Origin of the sequence: Methanooceanicella nereidis, assembly GCF_021023085.1 — an archaeon.
Taxonomy (GTDB): Archaea; Halobacteriota; Methanocellia; order Methanocellales; family Methanocellaceae; genus Methanooceanicella; species Methanooceanicella nereidis.
Genome location: NZ_PGCK01000005.1, coordinates 219191 through 231845 on the forward strand (window position 1 = coordinate 219191; position 12655 = coordinate 231845).

The window sequence follows — 12655 nt, forward strand, 5'->3', positions numbered from 1 at the left end:
AAAAACGAAAGGTGGAAAATTGAGGATAGAATCTTCATGTGTCGGCTGCGGGCAGTGTAAGGTGTTCTGCCCGGTCGACGCGATAGAGACCTGTGGTATCAGCACGATCACTGATTCATGTATAGAGTGCGGCAAGTGTAAAGGGTATTGCCCGATAGGCGCGATAAAGGAGGACGGCGAATGAAGGTCTCGGTGATCGGAGGAGGCCTTGGCGGACTTCTTGCAGGGGCTGCCCTCTCGAAGGACCATGACGTCCACATATACGAGCAGCTGGAGATATACGGTGGCAGGTTCACCAATCTTCCGTACAAAGGGTTCCAGCTGTCGACTGGCGCTTTCCATATGATACCGCACGGCCCCACAGGGCCGCTAGCCAGTCTTCTCAGGGATGTAGGCGCGAATGTCGACATCGTGAAGACAAATCCTGAAGCTACCTTTATGACAAAGGATCTGAAGCAAATACCTTTCCGTGATTTTAACGAGCTATTATCTGCGGCTTCGCGCTCGCGCATACCTGCGCTGGTCATGAGGACTGTCACGCATAAGAAAGGCAATGTTGCCGACATGGTCTGGAACGATCCTGAATGGCTCGCGATAGCGGATAGCTGCTGCGGCTGGGCGCTGTCGACCACGGCGCAGAATACGCCTGCGTCGGAGGCAGTGGCGATCCTGACGACGACCAGGAAATACGGCACTCCGGGAGTGCCGATGGGCGGATGCAAGGGTGTTGTCGATGCCCTTGCGGATGTCATTGAGTCCAATGGCGGTTCCGTATCCCTTAACTCTAAAGTGGATTCCATCATGGTCGAGGATGGTAAGGCCGCTGGCGTTGTCGTCGGCGGGGAGAGAATATCCTCGGACATAGTCATCTCGAATATCGGCCATAAGCTGACATCGAGGCTATATGATGGTAAGTACCTTGAGCCAAAGTATGCCGGCGTTATAAATAAGGTGCGTCCTTCTGCGGGTATCAAGATAGTCCTTGCGGCGGAGGAGCCTCTAGTCGGCCATCCGGCTGCGATGTTCACCCCGTACACTCAGAGGGTCAACGGCATAAACGAGGTCTCGCATATCGACCCGTCCCTTGCGCCTGAGGGCATGCATCTGACAATGTCTCATCAGACGATGAGGACTCCGGATGTTCAGAAAGAGATCGAGCTTGGCCTTCAGGACCTTAAGAACTTATTCCCGGGTAAGAAGTATTCGGTGTTGATGGTGCAGTCGTATCGTGACGATTGGCCCGTTAACCGTATCTCTTCCGGTTTCGACCTTGGTAATCTTACTCCTGTCAGAGGGTTATTCGTCGTCGGTGACGGTGCTAAGGGTAAGGGCGGTATTGAGGTCGAGGGTATCGCGCTTGGTGTCAGGAATTTCCTTGACATTTTTGATAAAGCATATTAATGTCAAGGTTTATATCGTATATCGGATATTAGTATTGGTGCGTCCTTTTTGGGCGCATGTTTTTGGTTTTGCCCCTATAGGGTAGTGGATATCCTTGGAGCCTCCGGAGCTCTAGACCGGGGTTCGAATCCCCGTGGGGGCGCTTCTTTTAGTTACAGTTTAGAATAGAAAAAGATTTTTTGCAACTCCGAAGGAGTTGCTACCGTTATAAGTTTTTGAAAGGCTAGCGGAAAACTTTTTGAAAAAAGTTTTCCTGCGTTAGTTGAAAAATATTCTTACTCTTTCACTTTATTTGAACCTCATTTTGTTTGTCATTTCTTTTTCACGCGGTTCGACGCTCGCCCTATAAGTTAATCTTTAATTTATTCGTTCACGCGGTTCGACGCTCGCCCTATAAGTTAATCTTTAATTTATTCGTTCACGCGGTTCGACGCTCGCCCTATAAGTTAATCTTTAATTTATTCGTTCACGCGGTTCGACGCTCGCTCCTTTCAGTCGCTCGCTACTTCGGTTTTTCAGGTGCTACGATGTCAGGGCCGGGCTTGCACCCCACACAGCCATAGCTTCGCTAGGCTGTGCTCGCAAGCCCTAAGCGACGCCGACTGATGCGGCGTCCATTACCCTGCCATCTACGCATCCCTCGCTTTGCTCGGGCAGACCTTAAAAACCTCCGCCGAACGCGATTATTTTCGAAAAATTATTAGATATGATCCACAAAACATTATCAGGAATACTTATGCTGCTCAAAATATTCCTCGTCTTTCTCATCATTTTTATCATATGACATGTTTGTATCCCGGTACTCAGGAAGATGTATCATTTTCCGCATCTGGATTCATAGGACCTTTTCTAGATAGCGATCTCGGGAGAGCTATGCGGCAACCATTTAAAAACCGTAAGGTCACTCGTATTCTAATACGTGCCTTACACCGTATCCCTTTTTCTTTAGAGTCGTGTCAAGGTACTCGATCCTTTTCGGAGTCACCTTTAGGACTTTCATGAAGTCGGGTACGTTAGCGTGCTCTATTCCCCTTCTGTCAATATATGCTTCGATACCTTCGTTAAATATGCTTGAGCCGCATCCGCCTATTTCTGCCGTGCCGGTGATCTGTATCCCTTTTATGGTCTCCCATCCTGTGAACTGAGTGTGGATAGCGACTGATACTGAGGGGTTCTTGACGATGTTCTCGATCTTTTTGCCGCCCTCTGTTAAAATATATACTGTCGTCCCATGCGGGAAAAACTCGACAGCTGAGGCCCGCGGCATATTATCGGAGCATGTAGATAACACGCACATGCCCTGAGTGCCCATGAAATCGATAATAAGATCCTCAAGCTCTTTCTTTGATAGTGACTTTTCCATAGCAATTATAAAATTATATTATTACAGTATATTTTTTGCCCGGGATAAGTTATCGAATATTAGTACGGATAACCGTATCATTTTTATACTTGTAAGGGTATCCGTGCCATCATGACCCCTGAAGATAAGAACGTTCGTAGCGATTGGGACCCGAATAGGATCAGGCTAAGAAAATGTATGGCGCTGGTACACATGGGAACGAATAAGGCATATGGGGTCCGGAAGGGAAGGAAAAACGAGCTTTCGAGCATAGCCATCAGCATCCTTTATACGTCGTATTTCATGCGAATAAGGATGCAGGACATATCCAGATTATACTCCATATCGAAGAGCACGGTGACAGATTACGTGAACAACCTGGAAAACAGAGGTTACGTACAACGCACCCGGGGTGAAAACGACAGGCGTGACGTATACGTAGAGCCAGCGGAAAGAGGCCTGGAATGGGTCGCCGACAATGAAAAGAGAATGCTTGCATATATGGAAAAGTGTACTTCAAGGCTTACCCGTGAGGAGCAGGAAAAGTTCGTTGAGCTGTTCTCAAAGTTCGTCGGTGACGTCGACAGCATACCTTATGAAAGGCTCATTGAGGACCTGTTCTCCGAAGGCGATGACATGAAAGTATCGGGACAGGTAAAGATCCAATATGATAGCACAGGATGATAAAATGAGTAGTTTTGCACAAAAGAATGTTCCGGATGCCACATATAAGAATAAGTACTTGATCTTACTGATAGTGCTTGCCGGTATCTTTATGTCAGTGCTTGACGGCATTGTGGTCAGCATCGCGCTTCCCACCATAACCAGCTATTTTAACGTCGACGTCGCAATATCGCAGTGGACCATAACGGCATATCTCCTGACGATGACGAGCCTTCTGCTAATTTTCGGCAGAGTCTCCGAATATACCGGAAAGATAAAGCTGTTCATGATAGGCTTTTTAGTGTTCATTTTAAGCTCTCTCGCATGCGGGCTGTCTTCAAGCATAGAGCAGTTGATAGCTTTCAGGGTGCTTCAGGGAATAGGAGGGGCGATGGTGTTCGGCATCAGCGGTGCCATCTTATTCCAGGCGTTCCCGATGAACGAGAGGGGAAGGGCAATGGGCTACCTGGGAGCCACTGTCGCGATAGGCAGCATCGCAGGTCCGATACTCGGCGGGTTCATAGTCGACACGCTGGGATGGCAATATATTTTCCTGATAAACGTGCCTCTTGGCGCGGTATTGCTTACGGCCGCGCTGAAGTACCTGAAGATGGAAGAAACGACCTCGCATCGCCTGAATATGGACTGGATCGGGGCTTTGACATTGATCGTATCGATGGTCTCGTTGATAACCCTGCTCGGGGAGCTGGCAAAATCCGTTTCGATAACGATGAGCTCGACTCTCTGTGCCGGCATATTTATAGTCGCCTTTGCTGCGTTCATGATAAGAGAATCGAAATGCACGCATCCCCTGCTGGACCTTTCGATATTCAAAGATAAAAAGTTCCTGATGCCGATGATCAGCATGACCTTATTCTTTATCTCAAACTTCATGATGAGCTTCATAGGGCCTTTTTACTTTCAGGGAGTGATGAAGTATTCACCCTCGCAGGTCGGGATGGTATACCTGATCATGCCGCTGGTCATGATGATAGGGTCGCCTCTGAGCGGATGGCTGTATGATAAATACAGGTCAAAGCACCTTTCGGCACTTGGAATGCTCATTATGTCCCTATCCACGCTGTTATTAGGCTATTTATGCCTGGCAGGCGATATGATGCTGATCATCGTGTGTTTTGTGCTCCTGGGGGTTGGCAGCGCGATCTTCCAGAGCCCGAACAATACGGAAATGATGAACGCCCTGCCGAAGAGCAAGATAGCGATAGGCTCCAGCGCGTCAGCCACTTTAAGGAATCTGGGAATGACGCTGGGAGTTTCGCTGTCGAGTATCATGGTGACATTACAATTGAGTATGGCAGGTTATGACGGTGCCATCCTTGAGGCGGGAACTCCGCTGCTCTCCGGCACTATCGGAAATATAATGTTTATGGCAGGACTGCTCTGTGCCATAGGCGTCGTGACGTCGCTCCTGCGAAACATAGATATTAAAACGGCGGACGGGACAAAAAAGACCGCGCAAGAAAATTAAAACTGGAAAGGATAGTAGGTGTATTACACCTATCTATCGCATTCCTATCTACCTCTTTTTTATTTTTTTGTCTCTTCTTTTGTTCCTGTCTTAGCAGGCGTCAAGTACGGGGTTAATAATCGGTTTTGTTATACCCACCATGAGCGGGCGTAGGGCTTGTAATACGGGTATCCATAGCCATAGCCATATCCAGGGTATCCATAGCCATAGCCATATCCCGGGTATCCATAGCCATAGCCTTTGCCATAGCCATATCCATATCCAGGGTAGCCCCAGCCTTTGCCGTAGCCGTAGCCCCAGCCTTTGCCGCCCCAGCCATAACCTTTGCCGCCCCAGCCATAACCTTTGCCGCCCCAGCCATAACCTTTACCGCCCCAGCCATAACCTTTACCGCCCCAGCTCTTATAATCTATCTGGGAATCGGATGCTATGGACGCGGAAGAGCCGTCAGTTGTCGCATATGGATAGACTGCCATTGAGACATCTGCAGGCGCGGATGATGCGGATACGGATGGAATAGCCAGTGCGATCAAAACCGCCATACCAAACGTCAAAAGAATCAACATTGGTATTCTTATATAGTTTTTCAACTTCTTTCCCCCACATTAGAAAAGGTTTTGAATTAATAATAAAAAAGTTATTATTATAATAGTGTAATATTTTCAATGCTGCCAGCTTATTGTTATAAAATGCCTGTTACGTATCTTTATCGAAAAACACAGTTATTTTAGCCATAAATGGAATATACAGTTGATATTTTTAGTGATAATAACCTAAAAACTTCAATTATTTGTGTTTTTATAAAAAGTGATATAATAATAAAAGCATTACGTTAAAAAGGCAGTATTTAATGCTTATATTCTAACTGCGGATATTAGTAACTTGGATTAATGATAATTACCATTATCGCCTGCCATCTAAAAGCCACGATACGTCAATGCCATATTCGTCGATGTCCATTCCCGGCTCTCCGACCCTCCCGTGATAATCGGACGACGCGGTGATATTAAGGCGATATCTATTTGCGGCGTTTATAGTTTTCTTGTTATACTTCCGCTCTATATCGAGCCGGACCTTAGGATCGAGGACCCTGACATGGTCTATCTTCGTCTTATAACGGTACTTGCATATCTCTATCGCCTCTCCGCCCAGCCTCGCGAATTTTTCGACCACTGCATCCATATCCCGGTACTCGCACGGATGGGCAAGGACTGGAACGCCCCCTGCGCCCTTTATGAGCGATATGCACTGCTCCATAGTTAGCTCATAGGACTTCCCGGTCTTAACACCCGGCAGGTCGAATATCTCGTAAAGATCTTCTTCCGGGATGTCGATGCCGACAAGTTTTGCCTTTGACGCTATTGCCCGTGCTATATGAGGCTTTCCAATGACGTTCCCGAAGACCGTCTTTTTTACATCCCCGAATTCAAGAGGTTCCCACTGATCATACTTTTCCCTGAGGTACTTATTGGCGTTATCAAGAAGTTTTTTCCTCGCATCGATACGCGCAAAGGCCAGTTTTTCCAGTTCTTCACGCAGGCTACTGTCGTCGAGGTCTATCTTTAGGCCGACTATATGGACATCCTTATGCCCGTCCTCGTCCTTCGTGGAAAGTTCTACCCCGGGTACCAGACAGACATCATACCTGGCCGCATACTTGAACGCGTCGGGATAGGCGTCGACGGTGTCATGGTCGGTTATGGACAATATTGAAACATCATTTTCCGCCGCTATCCTCATCAATTCGGGAACGCTCGCTTTGCCGTCAGAGCATGTCGTGTGTACGTGTGTGTCGATGATCATGTGGTGCACCGGTGAACATAAAGAATATGTCCTTCTAATGATATACAGTTATTCTCTATTGAGGATGGTCATCACCGGACGACCGGATAGAGGTATATTAAAGATAACCGGGCCGATAAGACCGTCTTAGGACCAAGAGGAATTGCGTGGAAGTATTATCGCAGATGTCAGAGGGTAGTTCAAAGGTCGCGGCCAGCAGGGAAGTCCATGAGGATAGATATATAATACTGGTAATAGTCCTCATCGGCATTTTCATGGCTGTGCTGGACGGCAGCATCGTGACAATATCGCTACCGACGATAACCGGCTATTTCGACGTTAACGTATCCCAGTCCCAGTGGGTAGTCACCGCATATCTTATCGCGATGACCAGCCTTCTCCTGATATTCGGAAGGATATCGGAGTATACGGGCAAGACTAAATTGTTCTTCATCGGCTTCGCCATATTCTCCCTCAGCTCGCTGGCATGCGGCATATCTGACGAGCTTTATAAGCTAATAATTTTCAGGATAGCCCAGGCCATAGGGGCCTCCATGGTATTCTCCATAAGCACGGCGATCATAGTCCAGGCGTTCCCCGACAACGAAAGAGGCAGAGCTCTCGGTTTTGTCGGCACGACGGTGGCGCTGGGAGGCATCATGGGCCCGATACTCGGCGGATATATCGTAGACACGCTGGGCTGGCAGTACATATTCCTGGTCAACGTGCCCATAGGCATCATCCTGCTTACGGTCGCTTTTAAATTTTTAAAACTGAAGGAGATGAAAGCTAAAAATTTCAACATGGACGTTACAGGGGCGCTATTGTTAATACTCACGGTCGTCTCCCTGATGATGTTCCTGGGAGACCTTGCGGGGAACTACAATGTGAACGGGGTCATGATCGCCTATGTGCTGGTTTTCATTTTGTCGGCCGCGGCCCTGGTCATCAGCGAGACGAAGCATAGTTACCCCATAGTGGATTTCTCGGTATTTAAAGTGAGAAAGTTCGCCTTCTCGAACCTCAGCCTTTTGATCAATTTCGTTATAGTCTTCATGTTCAACTTTTTAATGCCGTTCTACTTTGAAGGCGTCAAGGATTTCAGGCCGTCCCAGGTAGGGCAGGTACTGATAATAATACCCATGATAATGTCGATAGCGTCGCCGATAAGCGGCTGGATATACGACAGGTACCAGTCCATTTATCACAGTTCCCTTGGAATGCTGATGATGGCCGTATCGCTGTTGATGATAGGCTACTTCGCCTCCCGCATGGACGTTACGATGATACTCGCATCGTTCGTTCTCTTCGGTATCGGCAACGGCCTCTTCCAGAGCCCTAACAATAGCGAGGTGATGGGATCGCTCCCCATGAGCAAAAGCGGTACCGCCTCCAGTATGATAGCCACGGTGAGGAACATGGGAATGACCCTGGGCGTCTCGTTCGGCAGCATCCTGCTCTCCGTGTTCCTGATCAACTCAGGATTTACGGGCCCTGCCCTTTATGCCGGCAAGGATATACTCTCCGCCGCCATAAGCAACGTATTATATGCGGGAGGCATACTGGGTATCATAGGCGTCATTACCTCAATGATGAGAAGAAGGTGAGCGACTTACAGGCTGGCGACCGGTAAGATCTCCATCCGACCGAAAAAACAAATACATAAGACGTATTTTTAAATGCCGGGATAGTTATAAATAGTGGCAAAAGTATATAACGAATAACCATTATAATATTTATATTTGTATAGTTGTTTGAGGGCGTAAGGGATTAAAAGAAAGCCTCATATATGCCTATCAAACATAAAATAGATAATCAAGGCTCATGAACTTAGTGATAATACATGGTAGAGTTAACAGTAATCCAGAGAGAAATTCTCACATCGCTCATAAATCTGTTCAGGGAAAAGGGTAGGGCAATAAAGGGTGAGGAGATATCCGAAAGGATAGACAGGAACCCTGGCACGGTAAGGAACCAGATGCAGTCATTGAAAGCGCTGGGTCTCGTCGAAGGAGTCCCCGGCCCCAAAGGAGGGTATAAGGCCACAAGCTCCGCTTACCAGGCATTGAACCTTACCGCAATGGACAGGGAGGCAGATGTCGCAATATTGAGGAACGGCGAGAGAGTCGCCAACGCGACAGTTGCCGAGATAGACCTGAACACTGTAAGGCATCCGGACATGTGCAGAGCCAGCCTGAAGATAATAGGCGACATCAGGGCGTTCGACATAGGCGACAGCATCCAGATCGGCCCGACACCGGTGAACAAGCTTGTAATAAGGGGAGACGTCGTCGGCAGGGACGACATTAACAGCGTCATACTTTGCAGCATAACTGAAATGATCTCCATTCCTAAAAAGCCTGTACGCGACTACATAAATCACAGGCTTATCACCATCCCGATCACCGCTACTATGAAAGAATCGCTGATCATTCTCGCCAAGAACAATATTCACGGCGCCCCGGTGGAAGAGGACGGAAAGATATCCGGCATCATCACCTATACGGACATAGGCAGGGCACTATCTGCTGAAAGAGGCAGCGCGTCTGTCGGCGAGTACATGACAAGGAACGTCGTTTCCATCGATACGGACCGCCCCATGTACGAGGCGGTCACGCTGATGAACCAGAACAAGATCGGAAGGCTTCTTGTAACGGAAAATGGCAAGCCGAAGGGCATGATAACCAGGATGGACGTCATAAGCAGGCTCACGACATACTAAGTCGTGGCCTAAAAATTTATTTTAAGCATGTTGAGCTAAGTTGAGTGTCCTGTTATTTTCGTCTATCTTTTTTCCCGCCTTAAATATAAAAATGATATATTACTAAAAATTTAAAGGGCAGGCTGATAATAGCTTTAAAAATAAGTATACCGGGTATTCCCGGACATTTCTTACTTAAATCTCTCAAGTGCCTTTTCCACAGAGGCGCCCTTGAAAATTATGTCCTCGATCGCCCTGGATACAGCGTCGGGATTATCACTCTGCCATACGTTCCTTCCTACGGCCACGCCAGAGGCTCCGACTTCCATTATATCTTTAGTCTGCTGAAGGAATGTTTTGGGGTCCGATTTTAGCCCTCCGGCGCATAGCACCTTACATTTACCGGCCATCTGGACCACTTTTCTAAATGATTCCCTATCACCCGTATATTTCACTTTTAGCACGTCAGCGCCTATCTCTAATCCCACCCTGGCGCCATAGGCCACTATCGTGGGGTCCGTATCGTTCGGGACGAACTGGCCTCTCGGGTACATCCATCCCACTACAGGCAGGCCATAGTCGCGGGCTTCCTCCTGTATCTCCCTGAACTCGTCGATCGCCTGCGACTCAAAGGGTGATCCTACGTAAAGCGTATATCCTATCGCGTCGGCGCCCAGCTTAACGGCATAATCGACCGAGCAGACCACCGGTGAATACGGCTCCAGCTTGGCGATGTTGTTCTTACCGTTCACTTTGACTATTAGCGGCACTTTTCCGGCATAATTCTCCCGGTATTTTTCCGCGAGCCCCTTGTGGAAGATCAGCCCCGTGAAATTGTTTCTCAGTGCGATGTCGATGATGTAATCGGGATCGTAATTCTTGTCGTTAAAGTCCTTAGGCCCGTGCTCCAGCCCCTGGTCGTATGCCAGGAACATAGCCTTTCCGTCCTTGAACAGTTTTGACATATACTTCTGGGATGGTTCGAGCATAATATCACGATAATATAGTATATAATTAATCAAATATATTAGTTACTTTTAAAACTATTATATAGATATATATTCAACATATATTGCTTGTCTTAAGCTTTTCAAGTTCGCCCATGATCTCGTAATAGTTCCAGAACATCACAGAATCGAAATCCGATGTCTTGATGCCGAGCCCCGGACAGACCTCTTCCCTGAATACCGATTCCGCCTCTACGTAACCTTGCTGTGTCCGCAATATCTTTGAGAAGTCAACATCGAACACTGAAGAGAATATTCTTTTAAGCCTCCAGTCGAAGGACATATAATCCTGAGAATATCCCGTCTCCATAAGGTACTGGCTGGACAGCTTTATTCCGAAGAAATAGACATTGTCTATAAGAAAGTACCGGGGATCCTTCCCCTGTGACTGTCTTTCCATGTTATGAAAAAGAACGAAATTATCATCCTTCACTATCAAAGGATTATACAGGTTTTTTACGATGGCGGCCGCCTTGATCGACGTATCTTTATGAGGGCTACAATATCTTACTTTATGGTCCGCAAGAATATGATGGACATATTGTATGAGCTCTTCTTTTCCATGTTTTGAGCCCCGTATTTTTAACTCTTTTATGCTAAGGCGCTTAATGTCCCCGGAGCCTATCAGCTCGTATGAGGGAGCCGAGCGTCCGACCGCGCTTATGCATCTTACCATTACCTTCCAGAGTTCCTCTCCCCCGACGGAACGCCATGCTCCGGGGACATAGAGCTTATCGATGGTCTGTGGATAGTATTTTTCTATAATAAGCTTCAGGATGCAGATATGTTGGTTGGTGACGGCGAACGGCTTTTTCACTTCCATAAACATCCATGAGAATAATAGAGCCCATACGGGATAAATATCTTATATGGGCTCTCAAAAAGCCTGGCGGATTGGTGACCGATCATTATGATAGCCGGAGGCTCCTGAAACTGGACGGTAAAGAAATGATCTCAGATGTTATATCCTGCGTTGATCATGTCCTCTCTCTGCAGGATTATCATTTCCCCGATGTCCTCTTCAATGCGCTGTCCTGTCCTTTCAAGCTCCCTGGCACGCAGCCCTAAGGTCCCGCCCTTGTTGGCGCTGGTGCTGATGTTCTCCGCTATCAGTTCCAGGATGGAGACAAGCTCGCGCCTTCCGGATACTTTTTCGGCGTCGAGGCACCCTATGATCTCGTAAATGTCGCAGGCATCCCTTTTGACCTGCTCTATAAGGCCTTTTACCATGCCGTACTCGCGAAGTTCGCATCCTTCGCAGCTTTCGTTGGTGAACGGGTTGCCTCTGCCGATGAACCACAGCTTATGAGTGCTCCGGTAATAATAATCAGTCGCATCTTTACTAAGATACTGGCAGTTAGTGCAGTCCTGCTTTTGCCAGTTCTTACAGTCTCTCCTTATGCCGCGAGCGTCCATGTGGATACCTTTCTTGCATATCCCACCGGTAGGCCTCACGTACTTACAACTCGCACATGTCCTGGTCATTCTGATACCTCCTTTTGCCCGGTCAATATTGTATGGTCGTGCACAGGAAAACCGATATCCCCATAATCGCTTGCTGGCATATTACGTTGAGATGACTCGACCATAATCATCGAAAATAACGTATAATTTAATAATAATATATTGATACCCAATAAATTGTTATGTAAATGGTTAAAAAATAATTTTATAAAACGAATTAAATAATATTAAATTATTGAAACAAGCGGTGAGGAGTTTAAAGTAAGCGATTTTATCTCATTTTTACCTATAAACCAGCCGATAGCTGAACAAAATTATTTTTAAATCATCTTTATGAGTGAATAATTTAAGGCTGTGCCTGTCGGATGGCAGGTAGACACGTAACCTCACAAAAACACAGAAACACAAAAATTTTTCAGATTTTAAGGACACGAAAACCCTAAGGTTTACTCACTAAATCCCTAAGGCTCCAGTATCACCGTCAACGCACGAACACCTCTAACGCTCGGCTCAATGCTCAAAAAACACGAAATCACCAACGCTAAAACAAGGCCCGAACACTCTCAAAAACACTAAAGTTTAACGGCACTGTTGACGTTTACACGATTAAAGAATACCAGACATAACAATATCAAAAAGGCGCAACACAAACCGAGTTATTAAACTTTCGTGCCCTTGGAGGGTGCTGTCCCGTTTTTTCTGTATTTTTATATTATTGGGTATATTTTTTAGCCCTGTACTTTCATATTATTGTTTGGAGAAAGATAACATGAAAGGTACAAGGCCGTATTCTTATAGGAGGTCTA

Annotated in this window: 12 protein-coding genes and 1 tRNA gene; 7 read left to right on the plus strand and 6 right to left on the minus strand. The window is 46.9% G+C overall.

From position 1 onward, the window contains the following. Positions 1–19 precede the first annotated feature (19 nt). The 3 genes from CUJ83_RS07985 (at position 20) to CUJ83_RS07995 (ending at position 1543) form a co-directional block, all read left to right on the plus strand. Complete coding sequence (locus CUJ83_RS07985; protein ID WP_230741768.1) at positions 20–184, plus strand: 4Fe-4S binding protein; 165 nt, start codon at positions 20–22, stop codon at positions 182–184. Then, positions 181–1401, plus strand: coding sequence for a phytoene desaturase family protein (locus CUJ83_RS07990; RefSeq protein ID WP_230741769.1), 1221 nt, complete (start codon positions 181–183; stop codon positions 1399–1401). The genes CUJ83_RS07985 and CUJ83_RS07990 overlap by 4 nt, the downstream gene beginning before the upstream one ends. A gap of 70 nt (positions 1402–1471) precedes the next feature. Then, positions 1472–1543 (plus strand) — tRNA-Arg (locus CUJ83_RS07995). Positions 1544–2302: 759 nt separating this feature from the next. Here the strand turns inward: CUJ83_RS07995 and CUJ83_RS08000 are convergent. Further along, positions 2303–2764, minus strand: coding sequence for a pyridoxamine 5'-phosphate oxidase family protein (locus CUJ83_RS08000; RefSeq protein ID WP_230741770.1), 462 nt, complete (start codon positions 2762–2764; stop codon positions 2303–2305). Between the two features lie 111 nt (positions 2765–2875). Here CUJ83_RS08000 and CUJ83_RS08005 point away from each other — a divergent pair, with 111 nt between their 5' ends. Together CUJ83_RS08005 and CUJ83_RS08010 are read left to right on the plus strand one after the other, a co-directional pair. Then, the gene (locus tag CUJ83_RS08005; protein WP_230741771.1) at positions 2876–3427 is read left to right on the plus strand and encodes a MarR family winged helix-turn-helix transcriptional regulator; all 552 of its coding nucleotides are present in this window, start codon (positions 2876–2878) and stop codon (positions 3425–3427) included. Positions 3428–3431: 4 nt separating this feature from the next. Then, the gene (locus CUJ83_RS08010; RefSeq protein ID WP_230741772.1) at positions 3432–4895 is read left to right on the plus strand and encodes an MFS transporter; all 1464 of its coding nucleotides are present in this window, start codon (positions 3432–3434) and stop codon (positions 4893–4895) included. A 128-nt stretch (positions 4896–5023) separates the two neighbouring features. Here the strand turns inward: CUJ83_RS08010 and CUJ83_RS08015 are convergent, their stop codons facing one another. Together CUJ83_RS08015 and CUJ83_RS08020 are read right to left on the minus strand one after the other, a co-directional pair. Beyond that, positions 5024–5461 carry a hypothetical protein gene (locus CUJ83_RS08015; protein ID WP_230741773.1) on the minus strand — a complete coding sequence of 146 codons (438 nt, stop codon included), beginning with the start codon at positions 5459–5461 and terminating at the stop codon, positions 5024–5026. Between the two features lie 337 nt (positions 5462–5798). After that, on the minus strand, positions 5799–6698 hold the full coding sequence (locus CUJ83_RS08020; protein ID WP_230741774.1) for a PHP domain-containing protein: 900 nt from the start codon (positions 6696–6698) through the stop codon (positions 5799–5801). A 146-nt stretch (positions 6699–6844) separates the two neighbouring features. Here CUJ83_RS08020 and CUJ83_RS08025 point away from each other — a divergent pair, with 146 nt between their 5' ends. Further along, positions 6845–8284: an MFS transporter gene (locus tag CUJ83_RS08025; protein WP_230741775.1), complete on the plus strand. Its 1440-nt coding sequence runs from the start codon at positions 6845–6847 to the stop codon at positions 8282–8284. A 236-nt stretch (positions 8285–8520) separates the two neighbouring features. Continuing rightward, on the plus strand, positions 8521–9399 hold the full coding sequence (locus tag CUJ83_RS08030; RefSeq protein WP_230741776.1) for a CBS domain-containing protein: 879 nt from the start codon (positions 8521–8523) through the stop codon (positions 9397–9399). Between the two features lie 170 nt (positions 9400–9569). Here the strand turns inward: CUJ83_RS08030 and CUJ83_RS08035 are convergent, their stop codons facing one another. The 3 genes from CUJ83_RS08035 to CUJ83_RS08045 all read right to left on the minus strand — a co-directional run bounded on the left by CUJ83_RS08035 (position 9570) and on the right by CUJ83_RS08045 (position 11870). Next, on the minus strand, positions 9570–10367 hold the full coding sequence (locus CUJ83_RS08035) for a class I fructose-bisphosphate aldolase (protein ID WP_230741777.1): 798 nt from the start codon (positions 10365–10367) through the stop codon (positions 9570–9572). Positions 10368–10440: 73 nt separating this feature from the next. Then, positions 10441–11208 carry a hypothetical protein gene (locus CUJ83_RS08040; protein ID WP_230741778.1) on the minus strand — a complete coding sequence of 256 codons (768 nt, stop codon included), beginning with the start codon at positions 11206–11208 and terminating at the stop codon, positions 10441–10443. A gap of 131 nt (positions 11209–11339) precedes the next feature. Beyond that, positions 11340–11870: a hypothetical protein gene (locus CUJ83_RS08045; RefSeq protein ID WP_230741779.1), complete on the minus strand. Its 531-nt coding sequence runs from the start codon at positions 11868–11870 to the stop codon at positions 11340–11342. Positions 11871–12655: the final 785 nt, after the last annotated feature.

What these genes read in the sequence shown, in the direction of transcription:
- CUJ83_RS07990 (WP_230741769.1), top strand. Translation starts at nt 181, where the DNA reads ATGAAGGTCTCGGTGATCGGAGGAGGCCTTGGCGGACTTCTTGCAGGG.
- CUJ83_RS08000 (WP_230741770.1), bottom strand. Translation starts at nt 2,764, where the DNA reads ATGGAAAAGTCACTATCAAAGAAAGAGCTTGAGGATCTTATTATCGAT.
- CUJ83_RS08005 (WP_230741771.1), top strand. Translation starts at nt 2,876, where the DNA reads ATGACCCCTGAAGATAAGAACGTTCGTAGCGATTGGGACCCGAATAGG.
- CUJ83_RS08010 (WP_230741772.1), top strand. Translation starts at nt 3,432, where the DNA reads ATGAGTAGTTTTGCACAAAAGAATGTTCCGGATGCCACATATAAGAAT.
- CUJ83_RS08015 (WP_230741773.1), bottom strand. Translation starts at nt 5,461, where the DNA reads ATGTTGATTCTTTTGACGTTTGGTATGGCGGTTTTGATCGCACTGGCT.
- CUJ83_RS08020 (WP_230741774.1), bottom strand. Translation starts at nt 6,698, where the DNA reads ATGATCATCGACACACACGTACACACGACATGCTCTGACGGCAAAGCG.
- CUJ83_RS08030 (WP_230741776.1), top strand. Translation starts at nt 8,521, where the DNA reads ATGGTAGAGTTAACAGTAATCCAGAGAGAAATTCTCACATCGCTCATA.
- CUJ83_RS08035 (WP_230741777.1), bottom strand. Translation starts at nt 10,367, where the DNA reads ATGCTCGAACCATCCCAGAAGTATATGTCAAAACTGTTCAAGGACGGA.
- CUJ83_RS08040 (WP_230741778.1), bottom strand. Translation starts at nt 11,208, where the DNA reads ATGGAAGTGAAAAAGCCGTTCGCCGTCACCAACCAACATATCTGCATC.
- CUJ83_RS08045 (WP_230741779.1), bottom strand. Translation starts at nt 11,870, where the DNA reads ATGACCAGGACATGTGCGAGTTGTAAGTACGTGAGGCCTACCGGTGGG.